Source organism: Maribacter zhoushanensis (assembly GCF_029350975.1).
GTDB lineage: Bacteria > Bacteroidota > Bacteroidia > Flavobacteriales > Flavobacteriaceae > Maribacter > Maribacter zhoushanensis.
In genome coordinates this window covers 122,950-144,753 of record NZ_JARKMR010000004.1, presented here as the reverse complement: position 1 = coordinate 144,753, position 21,804 = coordinate 122,950, and the positions used below count along the sequence as shown (strand labels likewise).

Here is a 21,804-nt window from a genome sequence, read left to right as displayed (position 1 = left end):
ACGAGCTATTTCTGGGATTTTGGCGACGGTGGCAGCTCGGATGTTCCGGACCCGCAATATATCTATGTGGACGCGGGTATCTATACGGCGACCTTGACGGTGACCGACAAGGACGGAAATTCCTCTACCAGCGAACTAGAGATAGATGCGATCGATGGCAGTGCTCCATTAGTATGCGAAGATCAGCTTATTAACGATTCGGCCGGCATGGTACTTCCATCGGGTACGATGGTCGGTGGTCCGGATAGTGTTCTGGGCAGTTCAAGCGTTACGAACGGATCGGATTGTGCACTGGAGATATCCAACGTAGACGGCGGCCAGCCCTGGGGCCGCTACCGCGTATCGCTGGACCTTGACGTGTTGGGAATAGATGCGGGCGACGAACTATCGGTCTCCCTGGATGCCGAGGGGAGTACCGGAGTACCTAGGATAGAAGTCAGCCAAGACAACCGGACCAATAGTTCCCTGCTCTCGCATACCTATGGCAGCGGATGGAACAGTTATAGCGGAACGTTCACGGTCCCTGCGAACCTTACCACGCTGGATATCTGGCTGTTCACGAACTATGCCTCGCAAAACCCGGGAACGGTCTATTACGATAACCTTAGTATCGTGAACCTGTCCAAAGCGGAAACGGATTCGCCCCCGTTATCGGAAGCGACGGTCTCTACGTTGCAAGGGCCCTCACCATTGACCGTGGACTTTAACGGCTCTTCCTCGTCCGACGACAACGGTATAGTTTCCTATGAATGGAATTTTGGCGACGGCGACACCGGTAGCGGTGTCCAGCTTTCACATGTGTATATTTCTTCGGGAACATATAATGCCGTATTGACGGTAACGGACTCGTCGGGACAGACGGCAACGGACACGGTGGAGATCACCGTGGAGCCATCCGCTGATTCCCCGATATCCATATCCTCAGGAAGTCCGTTGAGCGGGGAGATTCCCTTGTCTGTATATTTTACAGGAAGCGATTCTTCGGACGATGTAGGTGTAGTAACCTACTCCTGGGATTTTGGCGACGGTGGCAGCTCGGATGTTCCGGACCCGCAGTACGATTATGTCAATGCGGGCATCTATACGGCGACCTTGACGGTGACCGACGAGGACGGAAATTCCTCGGTGAGCAGCCTTGAGGTGGAGGCTATCGACGGTAGTGTCCCGCCTGTATGCGAAGACCGGCTGACCAACGATGTACCGGGCATTACTTTGTCGTCTGGGTCAGTTCAGGGCGGTGCGGATAATTTTTCAGGTACATCGAACACGACCAACGGATCGGACTGTGCCTTTGGCATATCCAATGTTGACAATGGTGAACCTTGGGGACGTTACCAAGTCTCGTTGGATCTTGAAGCATTGGGCATCGATGTGGGCGACGAGCTATCGGTCTCCCTTGATGCCGAGGGGAGCACGGGAATCCCCAGGATAGAGGTGAACCGCAACAACCAGGCGAACACGGCCCTGCTCTCGCACACCTTCGGTAGCGGATGGAACGGTTACAGCGGAACGTTCACGGTCCCTGCGAACCTTACCACGCTGGATATCTGGCTGTTCACGAACTATGCCTCGCAAAACCCGGGAACGGTCTATTACGATAACTTTAAAATAGAAAAGATAAATACGACGACTGCGAAAAGTGTTGTGGCATCTAAACCCAATTCATTTGATCTTTACCCTAACCCTAGTTTTGATATTGTTACTTTGAATAATTTAGAGGAAATTCAAATCAAAGAAATTTATATTTACGATATCACGGGAAGATTAATTAAAAATATTAAACCTAAAATAGCACAAGCAGATTTAAATGTGACAATAGATTTGTATGATTTTACAGAAGGATACTACATCCTTACTATTCTCGATGTAAATGGTGAGAGGTATCAAAAAGAACTTTTAATTAAATAATACTATTTAAAACTATAAATAGTCTTAGTTATAATTGGGAATAATAAATCTAATAAAGAAGTAGTGACCGTTATTTTTTTCAATTGATTTATATGATTAATGGAGTGTGTGTCACTTGCAATAAAATCAATTAAATTTTCCTTGATCAAATGAATAGCTACTTTATTTACATCTTTTCCATAATAGTTACTTAAAGAGAGCATATTTAACTGGAAAAAGACACCTGTATCCTTTATTTTATTTAAAGATTTTAATTTGTTGTGAAAGTAAACATAGCGCTCTGGGTGTGCTAGAATGGGGGAGTAATTAGATTTTTTTATTTTTTTTACGGCTTCATCAAAATTAATCGAAGCTTGTAAATAAGACATTTCTATCAACAAGTAATTCTTAGCCAAAGGCATAATTTGCTTGTCTTCAAGAATTTTTTCAAAACCAGAATCAATCATATGTTCAGCAGCAGCTTCTAAATTTACATGCTCTAAATTGTTCATTTTTAAAGCGTTTTCAAGTAGCGATAATGAGCTGGTAATGGTATTGGCATTATTAGGATAATAATTCTCCATAATATGCGGAGTACATATAAAATCTGTAACTCCAAATTCACTGAAATTTTTTATAAGTTCAATAGAATCTTCAACAGTTTTTGCGCCATCATCAATACTCGGTAAAATGTGGTTATGTATATCTATAAATCCATCTAAATGGTCAATTAAGAAATGTTTTTTGGAGAAAAAGCTGAACATAAATTGAAATTAGATTTTAGTTATCTGAAGATTGATAATAGAACAAAGTTACTATATATTACCATTATAAGTTTTTACGAAAGCTACTATGTGGAATGGTTCTACTTTTATGAGGTGTAGAATACCATATCTTCAACCTTGATAACTTAAAAAGAGCTCCATTATTTTAGTTGTAGTAACTAAAAGTATAGTTTAAGGATTTTTGGTTGCTAGGTGCAATTGCCTTGAACCATACCACGAAAAGAATTCTCCGTCAACCAATTCCACATCAGTATTTTTAAGTGTGTGCTTAATAGTTTTTAGATGTTCCTCTTTAAATGGGTAGGGTTCAGATGACAGCAAAACTACATCAGGATTGCGATTAGCTATTTCTTCTAAAGTTACGGTAGGGTAGCGGTCTTGTTCTGAAAAGACATTAAGGTATCCAGATCGGTTTAAAATGTCGTTTATATAGGTGTCACCACCAACGGTCATATAGGGGTCTTTCCAGATGAGATATACTGCTTTTTTAGAAGCTGCTTTGAGCTTTAAAGTATGATTTAATTGGTTGATGATTTCATGTGCACGAATAGCGCTGTCGGTCATCAAACCGATTTGCTCAATCATTTTTAAGCTATCGTTAAAAGTTTTGACATCACTTACCCATACAGGAACAGATGTACTCAGGTATTTAATCTGTTCTTTATTGTTTTCTTCTTTATTGGCAAGAATTAAGTCGGGTTTTAGTTTTAAAATTTTATCCAAATTCAAATCTTTTGTGCCACCAATCATATTTTTTGTGAGATAGGGCTTATGAGGATGTACACAGAATTTTGTGCAACCAATGACCTTATCTCCTAAATCTAAATCGAATAATAGTTCTGTTATAGACGGAACAAGAGAAACTATCCTAGAAGGCGTGGAATTAATTTCTATATTATTTCCTAGTTGGTCATTATAAATCATGAAAGAGTAATAATAAGAGTTGTAAATCTAACTTTTTACGAAAATTATATAGTATAGATACTTATGGAATTATTTCAAGAATATCATATCATCAAATTATAAGCAAATATTTATGAAAAAATCATTTTGTAGTTACAGAATTGAAGAAAACTGAATTTATGCTAAATAAAATATCTATTTTCGTGAGAATCAAAAATTGTTGTTGCAACATCAAAAAAGATAGATGCAGTTTTTTTAGAGCGAGGGTGTGTCAAAACCCATTCATCCATCTGAAGAAAAAACATATTTAAGGTTATCAATAAATAAATTGAGCATAGAAAATGAACGACGTAATACAGACTCCTTACAAACCAATTAATCATATACGTATTGTTACTGCGGCTTCTCTTTTTGATGGGCATGATGCAGCTATAAACATTATGCGTAGAATAATTCAATCTTCCGGGTGTGAGGTTATTCATTTAGGTCATAATAGGTCAGTACAAGAAATTGTTGATTGTGCAATTCAAGAGGATGTGCAGGCAATTGCGATTACTTCTTATCAAGGCGGACATGTAGAATATTTTAAGTACATGCATGATTTGCTGAAGGAAAGAGGGGCGTCTCAAATTAAATTGTTTGGCGGCGGTGGCGGAACGATTCTTCCTGAAGAGATAAACGAACTACATGCTTATGGAATAGAGAGAATTTATTCGCCCGATGATGGTCGTGAAATGGGGCTTCAAGGTATGATCAACGACCTGATCAGAAAAAGTGATTTTCCAGTAGGAGAGCAGCTAAATGATAAGTTTAATTCTATTGAAGAGCTTGGTTATGCAGATATAGCCAGACTAATTTCGTCTGTAGAAAATTTTCCTGAAAAGCATGAAGATGTTTTAAATAAAATTAGAAATAAGGTTGAAACAAAAAAAGTGGCTCCTGTATTGGGAATTACAGGAACTGGCGGCTCCGGTAAATCATCTTTGGTCGATGAATTGGTACGTCGTTTTCTTGCTGATTTTAAAGATAAAAAGATAGCGGTAATTTCTGTTGATCCCTCTAAACGAAAAACTGGTGGGGCATTATTAGGAGATCGAATACGTATGAACGCTATTTTTAATGATAGAGTGTACATGCGTTCATTGGCTACGCGACAGTCTAATCTGGCGTTGTCAAAGTATGTGAAAGATGCCGTAGATATTACCAAAGCGGCAGGGTTTGATTTAATTATCTTAGAAACCTCTGGTATTGGGCAGTCAGATACTGAAATTACCGAACATTCTGATGTCTCTTTATACGTAATGACTCCTGAATACGGAGCAGCTACACAGCTTGAAAAGATTGATATGCTTGATTTTGCCGATTTAATCGCTTTAAACAAGTTTGATAAACGAGGAGCTTTAGATGCTTTGCGAGATGTGAAAAAGCAATACCAACGTAATCATCAATTGTGGGAGACTCCTGCAGAAGAACTTCCTGCTTATGGCACTATTGCATCCCAGTTTAATGATCCTGGTATGAATCAGTTGTACAAGGCGGTGATTGATACTTTGGTAGCTAAAACAGATGCTAAGGACTTAACATCGACCTTTAAAAGTTCAAGGGAGATGTCTGAGAAGATTTACATCATCCCGCCAAAACGTACTAGATACCTTTCTGAAATAACAGATACTATTCGTGATTACAACGACAGGGTTGAGCGTCAAAAAACGGTTGCACAAAATCTTTTTAGCCTTAAAGAGTCTGCTGAAATACTTAAAGATAAAGAAGAGGCACTACTGGCTATAGAAGCTGCAAAAGAAAAACTACAATTGGATCTTGATCCACACAATCAAAAAATAATAGATGAGTGGAATGCTAAAAAAGCGAATTACGAAGGTGATTTTTTTACCTATATAGTTAGAGGTAAAGAAGTAAAAGTGCAAACAACCACTAAATCTTTATCGCAAACACAAATACCAAAAGTAATATTGCCAAGATATGAAGGTTGGGGAGATATTTTAAAATGGTCTTTGCAGGAAAACGTACCTGGAGAGTTTCCTTTTACAGCAGGTGTTTTTCCGTTTAAAAGGCAAGGCGAAGATCCAACTAGAATGTTTGCAGGTGAGGGTGGTCCTGAAAGAACGAATAAGCGTTTTCATTATGTTTGTAAAGGATTACCGGCAGCTCGCTTATCAACAGCTTTTGACTCAGTAACATTATATGGTGAAGATCCTGGAAATCGTCTGGATATTTATGGTAAAATTGGTAATTCTGGTGTTAGCATTTGCTGCTTAGATGATGCCAAAAAACTATATTCCGGATTCGATTTATGTGCGCCTACTACTTCGGTTTCTATGACCATTAATGGTCCTGCGGCAACCATAGCCGCATTTTTCATGAATGCAGCCATTGATCAGCAGTGCGAGAAATATATTAAAGCTAACGGATTAGAAAGTGAAATCAATAAAAAGATTGACGACATATATAAAAAGTTAGGTGCTAAGCGCCCTGTTTATGCTGGAGATTTGCCAGAGGGTAATGATGGTCTTGGTCTGTTTCTGTTAGGGGTAACCGGTGATCAAGTTTTAAAGGCAGATGTATATGCAGAACTTAAGGCAGATGCGTTGTCTAAAGTGAGAGGAACAGTACAAGCAGATATTTTAAAAGAAGATCAAGCGCAGAATACTTGTATTTTTTCTACGGAATTTTCATTGCGTTTAATGGGTGATGTACAACAGTATTTTATTGATCAGAAGGTCCGTAATTTTTATTCGGTCTCCATTTCTGGCTATCATATTGCTGAAGCAGGTGCAAACCCGATTAGCCAGTTAGCATTTACATTAGCCAATGGCTTTACATTTGTAGAATATTATCTCTCTAGAGGTATGCATATTGATGAATTTGCGCCCAACCTTTCCTTTTTCTTTAGTAACGGACTTGATCCTGAATATGCCGTAATTGGCAGAGTGGCTAGAAGAATTTGGGCAAAAGCTATGAAGTTGAAATATGGAGGAAATGAACGTTCACAGAAACTAAAATATCATATTCAAACATCAGGGCGTTCGTTACATGCGCAAGAGATAGATTTCAACGATATTAGAACTACCCTACAAGCGCTTTATGCCATTTATGATAACTGTAATTCATTACATACTAATGCATATGATGAGGCAATTACCACCCCTACGGAACATTCGGTTAGAAGGGCTATGGCAATACAATTGATTATAAATAAAGAGCTTGGCTTAGCTAAGAACGAAAACCCAATGCAAGGGTCATTTATTACAGAAGAACTTACAGATTTGGTAGAAGAAGCTGTAATGGTAGAGTTTGATAGAATTACAGACCGTGGTGGAGTACTTGGAGCTATGGAAAGTATGTACCAACGTAGTAAAATTCAAGAAGAAAGTTTGTATTACGAAACGAAAAAGCATACCGGTGAATTGCCGATTATAGGGGTCAACACTTTCTTATCTTCTAAAGGGTCACCCACTGTAATTCCAGATGAAGTTATTCGGGCTACGGAAGAAGAAAAGAAAGAGCAAATTGATAACCTTGAAGATTTGCATGAAAGAAATACTACTATAGCAGAACAGTCTTTAAAATCTTTACAAGATGTTGCCTTGAAAAATGAGAATACTTTTGAGCAATTAATGGAGACGACTAAATATTGTTCTTTAGGTCAAATTACGCATGCCATGTTTGAAGTAGGAGGGCAGTATCGTAGAAATATGTAGTGTGATTTAATATTAAGATTTGAAAGTAGAAACTTTATATATTAAAATTATATAAGGCAATGATTCTTGTAATTGGACCTTGACACCTACTTTTACATAAAACAAAAATCATGCTTCATCTAAAACTAGCTACTGATCCTCGTTGGGTCAATATTGTTGAGAAAAATCTAGAAGAGATTTTAACAGATCATGCATGGTGCGAACAAAAGGCGGCAACCAATGCCATTACTATAATTACGCTTAATTCTGAGTATCCGGATTTAGTGACAGATTTACTTCTTTTAGCGCAAGAAGAATTGGTGCACTTTCAAATGGTGCATGATATTATTAAAGAACGTGGTTACACACTGGGTAGAGAACGTAAAGATAGTTATGTAAATGAGTTGTATAAATTCATGAATAAAGGTGGTAATAGATTGCAATCTATGGTAGATAGACTTTTGTTTTCTGCAATGATAGAAGCACGTAGCTGCGAACGTTTTAAATTACTATCAGAAGAAATTCAAGATCCAGAATTAGCTAAATTTTATAGAGACTTAATGATTAGCGAAGCAGGTCATTATACTACATTTATTGGTTTTGCCCGTAAATATGGTCAAGATGTTGATGTGGATAAGCGCTGGCAAGAGTTGGTTGAATTTGAAGCGAAAGTTATACAGAATTATGGTAAAGATGAAACTATACATGGCTAGTACTTGCTTTTTAAATATTACTTCCCGATACAAAAATTAGCAAAAATATTTCCTAGCAATTCATCATTCGTAACCTGACCTGTGATTTCGCCCAAATGATAAAGAGCTTCTTTAACATCAATAGCCATTAGATCACTTGAAAGTTCTGCTTTCATTCCAAATTGTACCTTTTCAATTTCTTCCAATGCTTTCAACAAGGAGTTGTAATGACGGGTATTGGTTACGATAGTTTCGTTATTACGCAGTGCTCCTGTATTTACAAATTCTAAAAGGCTATTCTGTAATTCTTCAACACCTTCGCCGGTTTTTGCGGAAAGATATTTTACATCATCTAAATAGGTACTTATTTTATTTTTATCATCTTCAGAAAGTGTATCAGCCTTATTGACCAATAGAACTAGAGGTTTTAAGGGATTCTGGTTTTTTATTTTCTCAAAATCGATGACAATATTCTTAAGTTTTTTATCGTCAGCTAAAAGTTTTGATCCGTCAACTAAAAGTAAAATGACTTGGGCTTGTTCTATTTTTTCAAAAGTTCGTTTAATACCCATGCCTTCTACAACATCTTCGGTTTCACGAATTCCTGCCGTATCTATGAACCTAAAACCTATACCTCCAATTGAGATTTCATCTTCAATGGTATCACGGGTTGTTCCGGCAATGTCTGAAACAAGGGCGCGCTCTTCATTTAAAAAGGCGTTCAAAAGAGTAGATTTTCCAACATTAGGCTCGCCAACTATAGCAACAGGAATTCCGTTTTTAATAACATTGCCAACGGCAAAAGAGTCTATTAAACTTTGAAGAACTTTTTGAATACGGGTAAGAAGTTCTTTAAATTGCGTACGGTCAGCAAACTCTACATCTTCTTCAGAAAAATCGAGTTCTAGTTCTATTAGTGAAGCAAAATTCAAAAGTTCTGTTCGCAACTGCTTTATCTCATTACTGAAACCTCCACGCATTTGCTGAACTGCAATTTGGTGACTTGCGGCATTATCACTAGAAATTAAATCGGCAACTGCTTCTGCCTGACTTAAATCCATTTTACCATTTAAAAAGGCTCTTAGGGTAAACTCACCTGCATCCGCAGTTCTACAGCCATTTCTTAAGAATAATTGAATTATTTGTTGTTGTATGTATGGAGAACCATGACATGAAATTTCTATGACGTTTTCTCCTGTATATGAATGTGGGTTTTTAAAAATGGAAACAAGTGCTTGATCTAGAACATTTTCACCATCCTTAATATATCCTAAGTGTATGGTATGACTTTTTTGGTTTTCAAGAATCTTACCTGAAACTGATTCAAATTGTTTAGAAGCAATAGTAATTGCATCATTACCTGAAAGCCTTATAACGGCAATAGCTCCTGCACCTGCCGGGGTCGCTAATGCTATAATAGTATCTGTTTGAATCATCGTGCAAAAATAATCAATTATAACTGTTGTAGTTTTCTTAATTTAATGACATTTTGTTTTCAATATATAATTATGTATTAATTTCGCGTACTATAAAATGTATTTAAAAAAATGAAAAAAGTATTTGTATTGTTGGGGCTTATGTTAGTTAGCTCTATAGCTGTGGCTCAGGATAATGACTCAGAAATTTCTAAGGAAGTTTCCGTAGAACATGAAAAGGAAATGGAGCAGGTGAAGAAAGATGTTGAGGATGCTAAAGTCGAAGCTAAAAAAGCAAAAAAGGAAGCTGCTGAACAAAAGAAAAAAGATGCCGCTAAAAAGAAAGAAGAGAAGCTGAAAAAACAAATTAAGACAAAAGAGAAATCTATTTCTAGTTCAGAGAAACAAATTGAGAAGTTAAAAGGACAGCTAGAAAAAGGGAAGGTAAAAGGTACATTGTCTCCGGTTGATATTCAGAAAAAAGAAGATAAGATCGCTAAGAGTCAAATGAAGATTATGAAAGAGCAGGAAAAACTTAAAAAGTTGAACAGAAAACTATAATTTTCTTAAAAGTTGTAACAAATTGAGTGTTTGTGCGTCATATTTATAGTATTCATCATTAAATCAATCAAAAATGGAACTAGTAAATAAAAACGCAGTAGTTGTTCGTGAAGACCGTAATTTGTTGGTCATTACACATTTGTCTCAGTATTTAGATTTTATAACAGGTTTTGGCGGACTTCTTGTGCCGTTGGTAATTTGGTTAACAAGCAAAGATGCTGTAATAGGTATGAATGAGCATGGTAAATCTGTTATCAATTTTCAATTAACCTTAATTTTGTATTTGATCATTGGAATTCCTGGAATTCTGTTATTTGGACTCGGAATTCTATTATTAATTTTCGCCGGAATTTTATCAATAGTAATGCCAGCTGTAAATGCAATAAAAGCCAGTAACGGAGAATCTCCTAGTTATTTTGGAACAATTAGATTTATATAATTATCTACATATTTTATTAAAAAGGGCTGCCCAAACGGGCAGTCCTTTTTTTTTAGGTTCTATTTAAAACTCTGTATTATGTTATTCATAAAAAAGAGTAAGAAGTTTTACGGAAATAGAAAATTGTGTTCGGGCATATATATTTATATTTGGATAGGGTGTTACCTACAAGTTTTAAAGACAATATTCCTTATGATTTACCTAATTGAATAATATTGACCTCTTAAAAATTCATGGCTAATTCTAGTTCTAAAATTCTATCTTTTTTCAAAAAAATTCCGCATGCCATCACTATGCTATTCAGTATAATTGTTTTGGTGACTGTGTTAACTTATGTACTGCCAGCTGGTGCTTATGATAGGGTTATGGTAGATGGTAGAAATGCGGTAGTACCTAATTCCTATAAAATTATACCTTCTACTCCGGTCGGTTTTTTAGATATGTTTAGAGCTATGCCTTTAGGTTTTAAAGCAGCCGTAGAAATTATCTTCATCGTTTTGGCCGGGGGAATCATGTTTGGGGTTATGGAAAAGTCCAAAGCAGTGGAGAATGCTGTGGGTACTCTTGTTAAAACTTTGGGGTTGAAAAATAAGTATCTCATTGTCATTATTATGACTTTTATATATGGTATTCTTGGTGTTACCGTTGGATATGAAAATAATATAGCCATGGTACCAATAGCAGCTGTACTAAGTCTTGCACTTGGTGGAGATTTAATTTTAGCGGCAGGTATTTCCGTAGGGGCAATGACTATTGGTTTTGGGCTTTCTCCAATTAATCCATACACCGTTGGTACAGGGCACAAAATATCAGAATTACCTATGTTCTCTGGCGCTATACTTCGAAGTATATTGTGTTTTACGGCATTAGGTATTATGGCTTACTATAATGTAAGGTATCTTAAAAAGATTTTAGCTGATCCTGGTAAAAGCCTTGGAAAAGGGTTAAATGTGTCAGAGTTAACACTGTCAAAGCCTATTAAAGATTATTCTTTGACAACGAATAATAAGATGGTTATTTCTGTCTTCATAATAGGCTTGGTATTTATTCTATACGGCGTTTTTAATTGGAACTGGTTCATTAATGAATTGTCGGCAGTGTTTTTAATCATTGCATTGTTTTGTGGTATAGTGTCTAGAATGAGCGCTACTACCTTAAGTGAAACGGTGCTAAAATCTGTAAGTTTGGCTGCACCAGGTGCTTTTATGGTTGGTTTTGCTACTTCTATAAAGGTGCTGATGGAAATGGGTAATATAGGTGATACCATTTCTTATCAACTATCACTCGTTTTAGAAGGTTTACCATCATATGTTAGTGCAATTGGTATGTCCATTACTCAATCTATTATCAACTTTTTTATTCCTTCAGGAAGTGGTCAGGCTTTAGCTACTTTGCCTGTAATGCTTCCATTAGGGGAATCTTTAGGGTTGTCAAGGCAAATAACTATTTTGGCTTTTCAAATAGGCGATGGGTTGTCAAATCTTGTTAACCCAACTTTAGGTGGCTTAATAGCGATGCTTAGTATGTGCCGTGTTCCCATCGATAGATGGATTCGTTTTATATTTCCAGTATTAATAAGTCTACTGCTAATTTCTTTCTTAGCATTGATCATTGCTGTAGCAACAAACTATAATTAAATATGACTGTTGAGAGTATTCTAGAAAAACTAGTAGCATTTCCTGTGTTAGGAGGTGAAAGTAATTTAAGTATTATTCATTGGATTAAAGATTATATTGAATCTCATGGTGTTGAAACAAAATTAGTTCCTAATGAAGAAGGTACTAAGGCATCTTTACATTGTAGAATTGGTCCTGCTGTTGATGGCGGTGTCATATTATCAGGTCATACAGATGTTGTTCCTGTAGAAGGTCAAGAGTGGACAACTGACCCTTTTGTACTTACGGATAAGGGAGATGGTAAATTATATGGTAGAGGTTCTTGCGATATGAAAGGTTTCTTGGCCTGTTGTTTGGCTGCTTTACCACAAATGATAGAAGCTCATTTAAAGAAGCCAATTTACTTTGCATTTTCCTACGATGAAGAAATAGGGTGTTTAGCTGCGCCAGAATTGGCACGTGAAATTAATACATACTATACCGAGACTCCAAAATATGCTATTATAGGCGAACCATCATTAATGGAACCTATTGTTGGTCAAAAAGGTATTTATATTTTAGAAACTTATGTAAATGGTTCAGCAGGTCATAGCAGTCGTATTAAACAAGAAATTAGTGCCATTCACGAAGCTATGCATTTGATTCTTTGGTTGGAACAGAAAATGGACCAGCTAATAGCAGACAAACAATTGGATGATCGCTTTCATCCACCACATTCTAGTATACATATTGGTTTGGTTAAAGGAGGTATTGCACCTAATATTATCGCAGACAAAGCAAGCTTTTATTGGGATTTACGTACCATTCCCAAAGATGATATTAGCAGTATTGTAGCTGAGTTTGAAGCTTTTTGTAGAGAACGAGAAGAGAAGAATCGAAAAATATTTCCAGGTTTTGAGATAAAAAATGTTGAACATCACCCAGCGGTACCTCATTTAGACACTAAGGCTGATGATGATATTGTAGGTTTGATTAAAAAAATATCGGGTAATTCAAAGTTAGATACCGTTTCCTATGCGGCAGAAGCTGGTCAATTTGCTAATGAAGGTTTTCATGCAGCTATCTGCGGTCCTGGTTCTATTGAACAAGCACATAGGGCAGATGAGTTTATAGCCATAGAGCAATTAGAAAAAGGTGTGGAAATGATGGAGAAGTTAATAACGGAATTATCTTCAGAGGATTTTTTATAAAAAAAGAGTGCTGCAAGCACCAAAAAAAAGAGTCCGTTTAAATAATTTTAAACGGACTCTTTTTTATTACACTGTAATTTTTAACTAGCTGTTAAGCATTACTGGCATTACCAACATAGTTACAAATTCACCTTCATCTAAATCATCTGTTGGTGTTAGTATACCTGCTCGGTTAGGTAAACTCATTTCAAGTGAAACCTCATTGGATCCTAAATTGTTTAACATTTCGGTCAAGAACCTAGAGTTGAAACCAATTTGCATATCATCACCTTGGTAAGAACATGTTAATCTTTCTTCTGCCTTGTTAGAGTAATCTAAATCTTCGGCAGAAATATTCAATTCTGCACCAGCTATTTTTAAACGTATTTGGTGTGTAGTCTTGTTAGAGAAAATAGAAACCCTTTTTACAGAACTTAAGAATTGATTTCTAGCTATAGTAAGTTTGTTAGGGTTCTCCTTTGGTATTACCGCTTCGTAATTAGGGTATTTACCGTCAATTAATCTACAAATCAATTCAGTTTCGTCAAAACTGAATTTTGCGTTACTTTCATTGTATTCAATAAGTACATCAGACTCACTACCTGCCAATATTCCTTTCAATAAGGTCAATGGTTTTTTAGGCATAATGAATTCTGCCACTTGAGAAGCTCTTACATCTGTACGTTGGTATTTTACCAATTTATGTGCGTCTGTAGCAACAAATGTTAAGTTTTCTGGAGAAAATTGAAAAAATACACCGCTCATTACAGGTCTTAAATCATCATTGCCAGCAGCAAAAATTGTTTTGTTGATAGCTGTTGCCAAAATGTCACCAAGTAATGTTGTAGAACTTGGACTGGTTAATTCAACCGCTTTAGGAAATTCTGCACCATCAGCATAAGCAAGGGCGTATTTACCATGGTTAGAACTAATTTCTACCGTATTATTATCCTCAACAACAAACGTAAGTGGTTGTTCCGGGAATGTTTTTAAAGTTTCTAAAAGTAATCTTGCCGGTACAGCAATAGTACCTTCGTTGTCAGAATCTACTTTTATAACCGAACTCATAGTGGTTTCCAAATCAGAAGCTGAGACAGTTAGTTTGTCCTTCTGCAAATCGAACAGGAAATTATCCAAGATTGGTAATGTGTTACTGTTGTTGATTACACCTCCTAGTATTTGAAGTTGTTTTAGCAAATAGGTACTTGAAACTATAAATTTCATTCTTTAATTTTTATTGATATCTTCCTTGAATTCATCAAGCAAAATAGGTTTAAACTCCTTATCGTTGGCAGTTTTCGTTACCAACAAAGATATTTTAATTGCCCTTTTTAAGGAAACAAACTTATTAACAGTTTGTTATTGATTAAGGTAGTGTATATTACTAAGTATTACTACATTAAGTTCTTAATATTTAATTTTAGGCATTAGTTATTAACTTTTGATGTATTCATGTATTTTAAAAATACGCTTAAATATTCGCAAAATTGAATTTCCATTTGCTATTCAAAATCTACCATAATAGTATCTCTATAATCTAAACCTAATAGGGTAGAAGCGCCACCTACGGTGGTAAGGTTACTCTTGTATATAGCCAATTCTATATAATCGGAAGAATTGAAAATGGCCAACAGGTCTCCCGCACTCTTACGCTGGCTTTTTTCTAGACTATAGTCTATGAATTCATTGTAGGCTTTATGAATTGTTTTAATTTTATGATTACGGGCGATAAGGGTGTAATTACGGTCTTTACGGTAAGCATCGAATAAGTTTTTACGAATATTGGTGATGACATTGCCATAGTTATCAATATAGATTACACTACCAATAATCTTTTTACCGTCTTCTACAATTCTTGGTGCAAATTCCCTTAAATCGTTCAGTTCTGTAAATGGTTTGCCTACCAGCTGTAATGTGCCACCGCGAGCTATATGGCAAGCTACTTGAATGAAGACATTTAATACTGGGAAAGAATTTGCAATAGAGTCTGGTAAATTTATTTCAAATACTTTTTCAGGAGTCATTTCAGAGGTGATAAGACCAATGACACCCGTATTTGCACTAATAAAATAATGTCCGTTTACAAGGGCAACAATGTGCTTGTTATCTGGCGTTTCTTCAGAATCTACCCCAACAATATGTATAGTCCCTTTTGGAAAACTATCATATGAGTTAGAAAGAATGTATGCACATTCTTGAATGTTGAAAGGCATGATGTCATGCGAAATATCAACAATTTTGGCATCGGGTAGTTCTGTGTATATGGAGCCTTTTAATACAGCTACAAAGTGATCTTTTAATCCGAAATCTGTTGTAAGGGTGATTATTGCCATACAGCAATGTTGATATGTTTTTGGTTAGTCGAACTTAAAATTTGCTTAAATTTGATATACAAAATTAAACAAAAAACAGCGATTAGAAACTAATCTTCGCTAACTATAAATCATTATAAAACCGACTGTTTGAACGAGATAATTCTAGAACTTACCGAAATTAGCCCGAGAGAGTTTTTTGGGCAGCAAAATGAGCATATTGATTTATTGAAAAAATACTTTCCAAAGTTGAAGATCGTAGCCCGTGGTAACAAGATTAAAGCCTTTGGAGATGAAGAACTTTTAGAAGAGTTTGAGAAACGTTTTGATATGTTGACCCAGCATTTCATCAAATACAACAAATTAGATGAAAACAGCATTGAAAGAGTGTTGACAAGTTCTGAAGATGATGAGCTAAAATCATCTAAGAATAGTGGTGAAACATTGGTTCATGGTGTCAGTGGTAGATTGATAAAAGCACAGACTGCTAATCAACGTCGTTTGGTAGATGCCTCAAAGAAGAACGATATGGTTTTTGCCATAGGTCCTGCTGGTACGGGTAAAACCTATACAGGTGTGGCACTTGCCGTAAAAGCATTAAAAGAGAAACAGGTAAAGAAAATTATCTTGACAAGACCTGCTGTTGAAGCTGGTGAAAATCTAGGTTTTTTACCAGGTGATTTAAAAGAGAAGCTTGATCCTTATATGCAACCTTTATATGATGCGCTTAGAGATATGATCCCGGCAGAGAAGTTGGTGCATTACATTGAAAATGGCACTATACAGATTGCGCCAATGGCGTTTATGCGTGGTAGAACTTTAGATAATGCCTTTGTAATTTTAGACGAGGCACAGAATACAACCCATGCACAAATGAAAATGTTTTTGACCAGAATGGGTAGAAATGCAAGATTTCTAATAACGGGCGATCCTGGACAAATAGATTTACCTAGAAGAACAATTTCAGGTCTAAAGGAAGCTTTGTTAATTCTACAAAATGTTCCTGGTATAGAGGTTATTTACCTGGACGATAAGGATGTTATTCGTCATAAACTTGTGAAAAAAGTTATTGAAGCTTATAAAACTATAGAACACCACAATTAAGAATTTACATGTCAAAGAATACTATTTACGAAACTGAATTTAATTTTCCGGGTCAGAAGAACGTCTATAAAGGCAAAGTTAGATCTGTATACACATTAGAGAACGATATGTTGGTCATGGTAGCAACAGATAGATTATCTGCTTTTGATGTGGTTATGCCTAAGGGAATTCCTTATAAAGGACAAATATTAAATCAGATAGCAACTCAAATGATGGCTTCTACTGAAGATATTGTTCCTAATTGGTTAACGGCCACACCTGATCCTAATGTAGCTGTTGGTATTGCCTGCGAGCCTTTTAAAATAGAAATGGTTATACGTGGTTATTTATCTGGTCATGCAGCTAGGGAATATAAATTGGGTAAGAGAATGCTTTGTGGCGTTGCTATGCCAGAGGGTATGAAAGAGAATGATAAATTTCCTAGCCCAATAATTACACCTGCTACCAAAGCAGAAATGGGTGATCATGATGAGGATATATCTAAAGAGGATATTCTAAGCAAGGGAATAGTTTCAGCAGAGGATTATGCTTTACTTGAAAAGTATACTTATGCACTTTTTCAAAGAGGAACAGAAATCGCTGCTGAAAGAGGATTGATTTTGGTGGATACTAAATATGAATTTGGAAAAACCAAAGAAGGAAAAATTGTTTTGATCGATGAGATACATACTCCAGATTCTTCAAGATATTTTTATTCCGATGGATATCAAGAAAGACAAGATGCCAACGAGCCACAAAAACAATTGTCAAAAGAGTTTGTAAGACAGTGGTTAATTGCGAACGACTTTCAAGGTTTAGAAGGGCAAACAGTACCTGAAATGACCGATGATTATATAGAATCAGTTTCTGAACGTTACATTGAACTTTACGAACACATAACGGGAGAACAGTTTGTAAAGGCTGATACTACACATATACACGACAGAATAAATAGAAATGTTTTAAATTATTTGGAAAGCCTTTAAGCTTATCTAAATAAAGATTTTAGAGAGAAGTTTTTCTTTTCTTTTAAACGTGATATAATTTTTAAAAAGGCGACAGCTGTAATATAGGCGTCGCCTAATGCTGTGTGTCTATCTTTTCTGGAGATAGAGAATTTTTCGGCAAGTTCATCTAAAGTGTAATTCGGTTTTGGTTGCACCAAATAAGATTTAATCAGCGTTTTTTTATAAATGATACCAGTGTCAAGCACCATATTTTTAAGTTTAGGTAGACTATGTCTTTCTAAGGCGGTATTCAACATGCCCATATCAAAACCTGCATGATGGGCAACAATAATGGCATTGCCCACATATGCTAAAAATTGCTCAAGAGCCGCAATTTCACTAATACATTCTCGTTGACCATTTTTTAAGAGTCCGTGCACATGAACAGTCTCTTTACTGAATTTCTCTTGTTCTAAATAAATATTGAATACTTCTTGAACAGAAATAGATTCATTTTTGATTTTTACAGCACCAATAGATAGAATACGATCATCATCAAAACTAAAGCCTGTTGTTTCAGTATCTAATACAACAAAAGTTAGTTCGTTAAAATTTTTAGTTTGACTATCCTTGAAAAGACTTTCATAGGTTTTCCAATAGTCAGGTAGATTTTTAGGTTTTCTTTTAAATAATCCCATTACCCTAAAATATTTGTCACCTTAAATCTTAGCGTAATCAATTCTTGTATTTCTTTAATAGCCTTAAAAGTACGCTTCAATTTCATTTTTTCTTGCTTGCTCAATTGGTCCAGTTGAATAAACCTGCCTGAGTCATGATTTGCTAATCCTTGGCGTGTTCTAAATTTCACCAAAGCTTTTGTAGCGTAAGAACAAGCTAAATACAATTCTTTATTATTGGGTTCAAGTTCCGCTAACTTTTCATAGCGTTCCCAAGTATTGCTGATCGCTTTCACAGAATGTGATAGTATTAAAACCCTAGCGGCATCTACCAAAGGGCGTAAAGCCCTACTTTTTAGGTCAAATGAATCTTTATGCTGACCATCTTGTTCAATGATAAACTTTCTAAAGAATCCTGTGGGTGACGGACTTTGAAGTGCCCCGTTTGCCAAATGCACTAAGAAAATAGGATAGTTTTGAACGGTTCTAAATATATGATCGGACATGTTGTCCAACAAACTTCGTTCACCATAAGCCAAACTATAATCAAAAAAAATCGAGGACATTAAAACCTCATTTGGTCCTGGGTTACCGATCCAGTATGATAATTTGTTTTTCCATTCTTCTAGACTTAAACACCATTTAGGGTTAGAAGCCATCATATCTGCGGGGCAATATTCATATCCTATGGTATTTAACCCTTTGGTAATATGTTTAGAAAGTTCAAGAAAGTAAGTAGTTGTCTTTGATAAATCTTCTTCAGGCACATTTTCAAACACTAAGGCATTATCTTGATCTGTGTGTAAAAGTTGTTCGCTTCTACCTTGACTACCCAGCGCTAGCCATGCAAATTTTACGGGCGGCGGAGTATCCATTTTTGCAAGGGATATTTGTACTACCTGCTTAATACACGTATCATTTAATTCAGAAATAATTTTGGCAATCAACCCCAATGGAATGTTTTGCTCTAAATACCCGGTTAAAAGTACCATCACACTCTTTCTGATCTGTTTAATTTTCTTAATACGAGAGGTGCGTTTAATAGCTTTTACCAATACCGCGGGATTATCTCCCAAGGATACCATTACATCATGTTTAGATAAAATACCTAATGCAGAAGAATTTGGTGTTCCGTCTTCCGTAATAATCAAATGACTGATATTACTTTTCATCATTGCCATTTGTGCCTGTGTAATCGTAAGATTTTTAGGATAGGTGATTACAGGAGTAGACATAATTGATTTCACCGATGCGTCTATGGGTTGTTCGCCAGATATTACTTTGTTTCTAAAATCTTTATCTGTTATAATTCCGACAGGTAAATCTTTGCTGGTGACCAATATGGATCCAATTTTCTTTTTGGACATAATATCGGCAGCCTTTTTAATAGTGGTTCTTGTGGAACAGGTTATCAATTTTTTTGAATAGCTGGCTAATTGTAAATCTGGCAGCACCACCTCTTTAGTAACCTCCTCTTCACCTTCGTAATCATAAAGTTGTCCTTTCTGATTTTTGGCATACGGATTACGGGTGTTAGAGGCAAAACTCTCCATCAAGAAAATAGTTACTTGATCATTCTTCTTTGCAATGGGTTTAAAGATGTTAATAGGTATTCCGTAAAGAATACATTCTTCATGGGCTCTTGCTTCTAACTTGTAGTTTTCATTAGCAAAAAGTGGACGTAACCCAAATATATCTCCTTCATCACAATAGTCAAGAATATTTGATGTTGCCGTATTGTTTAAGGTAACCGCACCTTTATGTACTATGTAAAAATGAGTATGCTGAGGTTCGTCTACGGAGAAAATAATGCTGTTTTTTTCTTTGTAAACGATTAACACTTGTTCAGCCAATTCAAATAAAGAATTGCTGTCAAGAACATTAAAAGGCGGATAGTTTTTAATAAAATCCGCTACCCTTTCTGAAATCAGATTTTTCATAAATTAAAGTTAGCTGATTAATCGCTTATATAAAAGAGCGGTATTTATGCAACCTTTATAATATAGCTTGCTAATATTTTGAAATGAACTTAACAATCACTCAAGAAAACACCTACTGCTAACCCGCCTTCAGAGGTTTCTTTGTATTTAGAGCTCATATCTTTTGCAGTTTCCCACATGGTCTGTACAACTTTATCTAATGGAACTTTTGCAGCATATGGGTCAGAACCCAAAGCAAGCTCAGCTGCGTTGATAGCTTTTATTGCTCCCATAGAGTTACGTTCAATACATGGTATCTGAACCAAACCACCTATAGGATCACAAGTAAGACCTAAATGGTGTTCCATGGCAATTTCTGCTGCCATAAGTACTTGCTCGGGTGTACCGCCTAAAAGCTCGGTGAGTGCTCCTGCGGCCATAGCAGAAGAAACGCCAATTTCTGCTTGGCAACCACCCATGGCAGCCGATATTGTAGCTCCTTTTTTAAAGATGCTCCCAATTTCTCCGGCAACCAGTAAAAACTGTTTTACATGTTCAAAATTACCAGCATGGTTCTCAATGACCATATAATACATTAATACGGCAGGTATAACGCCCGCGCTGCCATTTGTAGGTGCGGTTACTACACGGCCTAAAGATGCATTCACTTCATTTACGCTTAAGGCAAAACAACTTACCCATTGTAAGATTTGTCTAAATTTCACCTCTGTTTGGCGAATACTCTGCAACCATTCTTCGGGGTTAGAGTAGGGTAGGTCGCTTTTCAGCTTATTATGCATTTCATATGCCCTGCGTTTAACATGCAAACCACCTGGTAAAGTTCCTTCTGTGTGGCAACCGGTATACATGCATTCTAACATAGTAGACCAAACACGATTTAACTCATAATCGATTTTTGCATCATCTCGTAAAGATCTTTCGTTCTGTAAAACTAATTCTGAAATTTTTAAATCTTCGTTTTTGCAAAAATCCAGAAGTTCAGTTCCCTTCTGTACAGGAAAAGGAAACTTTTCAAACATGTCAACCTTACGTTTGGCATTTTTTCGTTCTTCACTGATTACGAATCCGCCGCCAATAGAATAATAGGTTTTTGAAATTTTTCTGCCCGATTTTAATTTGGCTTGAAACTTTAACCCGTTCGCATGAAAAGGAAGAAATTTTTTGTTGAATATAATATGTTTGCTAGGGTCGAAAGTAATACTGTATTTACCATCTAAAAGTAATACATGCTTGTTTTTAATTTTATCGATTAAAGAATCAATAGTGTCAATAGGTATTAATTCTGGATCGGCTCCCAATAAGCCTAGCATTACGGCATAGTCAGTGGCATGACCTTTACCTGTCAATGATAACGAACCGTATAAGTGTACTTCTACTTCTTCAACTTTCTCAAGATTGTCTTTAGAATTTAACCTGGCCAACCATCTCTCCGCAGCACGCCATGGTCCTAAAGTATGTGAACTAGAAGGACCTACGCCTATCTTTAGCATATCAAAAACACTAATGCTTTCTATCTCCAAATCTTATAAGTTTTGTAGGCTAAGGTACAATGTTTTGGTAATGTATTACTATACTATATTGGCATAATTATATAGTAAAAAAGTATATTAATGACATCATGTCAGTTTTTCTGACTTGGCATATTGTTTGTCATTTACATACCGATTGTAAAATAAAGCA

Annotated in this window: 17 protein-coding genes; 9 read left to right on the top strand and 8 right to left on the bottom strand. The window is 36.1% G+C overall.

Annotation, left to right across the window (positions count from 1 at the left end):
• Window positions 1–1,908: PKD domain-containing protein (locus PXD56_RS14175; protein ID WP_276493996.1), on the top strand; the 1,908-nt coding region annotated here is incomplete at its 5' end.
• A 2-nt stretch (window positions 1,909–1,910) separates the two neighbouring features.
• On the opposite strand, the gene PXD56_RS14170 is transcribed toward PXD56_RS14175, so the two are convergent.
• Both PXD56_RS14170 and PXD56_RS14165 read right to left on the bottom strand, forming a co-directional pair.
• Window positions 1,911–2,651: a tyrosine-protein phosphatase gene (locus PXD56_RS14170; RefSeq protein WP_276493995.1), complete on the bottom strand. Its 741-nt coding sequence runs from the start codon at window positions 2,649–2,651 to the stop codon at window positions 1,911–1,913.
• A gap of 192 nt (window positions 2,652–2,843) precedes the next feature.
• A complete protein-coding gene (locus PXD56_RS14165) occupies window positions 2,844–3,596 on the bottom strand; it encodes a helical backbone metal receptor (protein WP_276493994.1) in 753 nt (250 codons plus the stop codon).
• Between the two features lie 320 nt (window positions 3,597–3,916).
• Here PXD56_RS14165 and PXD56_RS14160 point away from each other — a divergent pair, with 320 nt between their 5' ends.
• Window positions 3,917–7,294: a methylmalonyl-CoA mutase family protein gene (locus PXD56_RS14160; protein ID WP_276493993.1), complete on the top strand. Its 3,378-nt coding sequence runs from the start codon at window positions 3,917–3,919 to the stop codon at window positions 7,292–7,294.
• A gap of 110 nt (window positions 7,295–7,404) precedes the next feature.
• Window positions 7,405–7,986, top strand: a complete 582-nt coding sequence (locus tag PXD56_RS14155) for a MiaE family protein (RefSeq protein WP_276493992.1) — start codon at window positions 7,405–7,407, stop codon at window positions 7,984–7,986.
• Window positions 7,987–8,003: 17 nt separating this feature from the next.
• On the opposite strand, the gene mnmE is transcribed toward PXD56_RS14155, so the two are convergent.
• Complete coding sequence (gene mnmE, locus PXD56_RS14150) at window positions 8,004–9,401, bottom strand: tRNA uridine-5-carboxymethylaminomethyl(34) synthesis GTPase MnmE (RefSeq protein WP_276493991.1); 1,398 nt, start codon at window positions 9,399–9,401, stop codon at window positions 8,004–8,006.
• 111 nt (window positions 9,402–9,512) lie between these two features.
• Here mnmE and PXD56_RS14145 point away from each other — a divergent pair, with 111 nt between their 5' ends.
• The 4 genes from PXD56_RS14145 (at window position 9,513) to argE (ending at window position 13,186) form a co-directional block, all read left to right on the top strand.
• Window positions 9,513–9,941, top strand: coding sequence for a hypothetical protein (locus tag PXD56_RS14145; RefSeq protein ID WP_276493990.1), 429 nt, complete (start codon window positions 9,513–9,515; stop codon window positions 9,939–9,941).
• Window positions 9,942–10,014: 73 nt separating this feature from the next.
• Window positions 10,015–10,380, top strand: coding sequence for a DUF4870 domain-containing protein (locus PXD56_RS14140; RefSeq protein ID WP_276493989.1), 366 nt, complete (start codon window positions 10,015–10,017; stop codon window positions 10,378–10,380).
• Window positions 10,381–10,613: 233 nt separating this feature from the next.
• On the top strand, window positions 10,614–12,017 hold the full coding sequence (locus PXD56_RS14135; protein ID WP_276493988.1) for a YfcC family protein: 1,404 nt from the start codon (window positions 10,614–10,616) through the stop codon (window positions 12,015–12,017).
• Between the two features lie 2 nt (window positions 12,018–12,019).
• Window positions 12,020–13,186, top strand: coding sequence for an acetylornithine deacetylase (argE, locus tag PXD56_RS14130; protein WP_276493987.1), 1,167 nt, complete (start codon window positions 12,020–12,022; stop codon window positions 13,184–13,186).
• 84 nt (window positions 13,187–13,270) lie between these two features.
• On the opposite strand, the gene dnaN is transcribed toward argE, so the two are convergent.
• Both dnaN and PXD56_RS14120 read right to left on the bottom strand, forming a co-directional pair.
• Complete coding sequence (dnaN, locus tag PXD56_RS14125; protein ID WP_276493986.1) at window positions 13,271–14,389, bottom strand: DNA polymerase III subunit beta; 1,119 nt, start codon at window positions 14,387–14,389, stop codon at window positions 13,271–13,273.
• 278 nt (window positions 14,390–14,667) lie between these two features.
• Window positions 14,668–15,498 carry an SAM hydrolase/SAM-dependent halogenase family protein gene (locus PXD56_RS14120; RefSeq protein ID WP_276493985.1) on the bottom strand — a complete coding sequence of 277 codons (831 nt, stop codon included), beginning with the start codon at window positions 15,496–15,498 and terminating at the stop codon, window positions 14,668–14,670.
• A 129-nt stretch (window positions 15,499–15,627) separates the two neighbouring features.
• On the opposite strand from PXD56_RS14120, the gene PXD56_RS14115 reads away from it, so the two are divergent.
• On the top strand, window positions 15,628–16,581 hold the full coding sequence (locus tag PXD56_RS14115; RefSeq protein WP_276493984.1) for a PhoH family protein: 954 nt from the start codon (window positions 15,628–15,630) through the stop codon (window positions 16,579–16,581).
• A gap of 8 nt (window positions 16,582–16,589) precedes the next feature.
• Entirely contained in the window at window positions 16,590–17,546 is a 957-nt protein-coding gene (locus PXD56_RS14110) for a phosphoribosylaminoimidazolesuccinocarboxamide synthase (RefSeq protein WP_276493983.1), read from the top strand.
• Window positions 17,547–17,548: 2 nt separating this feature from the next.
• Here PXD56_RS14110 and PXD56_RS14105 read toward each other — a convergent pair whose 3' ends face one another.
• The 3 genes from PXD56_RS14105 to PXD56_RS14095 all read right to left on the bottom strand — a co-directional run bounded on the left by PXD56_RS14105 (window position 17,549) and on the right by PXD56_RS14095 (window position 21,638).
• Window positions 17,549–18,205: a 3'-5' exonuclease gene (locus PXD56_RS14105; protein WP_276493982.1), complete on the bottom strand. Its 657-nt coding sequence runs from the start codon at window positions 18,203–18,205 to the stop codon at window positions 17,549–17,551.
• Window positions 18,205–20,124 carry a DUF294 nucleotidyltransferase-like domain-containing protein gene (locus PXD56_RS14100; RefSeq protein WP_276493981.1) on the bottom strand — a complete coding sequence of 640 codons (1,920 nt, stop codon included), beginning with the start codon at window positions 20,122–20,124 and terminating at the stop codon, window positions 18,205–18,207. Before PXD56_RS14100 ends, PXD56_RS14105 begins: the two co-directional genes overlap by 1 nt.
• A gap of 89 nt (window positions 20,125–20,213) precedes the next feature.
• Entirely contained in the window at window positions 20,214–21,638 is a 1,425-nt protein-coding gene (locus PXD56_RS14095) for an L-serine ammonia-lyase (protein WP_276494139.1), read from the bottom strand.
• Window positions 21,639–21,804: the final 166 nt, after the last annotated feature.

Bases quoted from the DNA above. Each gene is read 5' to 3' on its own strand.
- PXD56_RS14165 (WP_276493994.1), bottom strand. From the start codon at position 3,596: ATGATTTATAATGACCAACTAGGAAATAATATAGAAATTAATTCCACG.
- PXD56_RS14155 (WP_276493992.1), top strand. From the start codon at position 7,405: ATGCTTCATCTAAAACTAGCTACTGATCCTCGTTGGGTCAATATTGTT.
- argE (WP_276493987.1), top strand. From the start codon at position 12,020: ATGACTGTTGAGAGTATTCTAGAAAAACTAGTAGCATTTCCTGTGTTA.
- PXD56_RS14160 (WP_276493993.1), top strand. From the start codon at position 3,917: ATGAACGACGTAATACAGACTCCTTACAAACCAATTAATCATATACGT.
- PXD56_RS14170 (WP_276493995.1), bottom strand. From the start codon at position 2,651: ATGTTCAGCTTTTTCTCCAAAAAACATTTCTTAATTGACCATTTAGAT.
- PXD56_RS14105 (WP_276493982.1), bottom strand. From the start codon at position 18,205: ATGGGATTATTTAAAAGAAAACCTAAAAATCTACCTGACTATTGGAAA.
- mnmE (WP_276493991.1), bottom strand. From the start codon at position 9,401: ATGATTCAAACAGATACTATTATAGCATTAGCGACCCCGGCAGGTGCA.
- PXD56_RS14145 (WP_276493990.1), top strand. From the start codon at position 9,513: ATGAAAAAAGTATTTGTATTGTTGGGGCTTATGTTAGTTAGCTCTATA.
- PXD56_RS14100 (WP_276493981.1), bottom strand. From the start codon at position 20,124: ATGAAAAATCTGATTTCAGAAAGGGTAGCGGATTTTATTAAAAACTAT.
- PXD56_RS14140 (WP_276493989.1), top strand. From the start codon at position 10,015: ATGGAACTAGTAAATAAAAACGCAGTAGTTGTTCGTGAAGACCGTAAT.
- PXD56_RS14135 (WP_276493988.1), top strand. From the start codon at position 10,614: ATGGCTAATTCTAGTTCTAAAATTCTATCTTTTTTCAAAAAAATTCCG.
- dnaN (WP_276493986.1), bottom strand. From the start codon at position 14,389: ATGAAATTTATAGTTTCAAGTACCTATTTGCTAAAACAACTTCAAATA.
- PXD56_RS14120 (WP_276493985.1), bottom strand. From the start codon at position 15,498: ATGGCAATAATCACCCTTACAACAGATTTCGGATTAAAAGATCACTTT.
- PXD56_RS14110 (WP_276493983.1), top strand. From the start codon at position 16,590: ATGTCAAAGAATACTATTTACGAAACTGAATTTAATTTTCCGGGTCAG.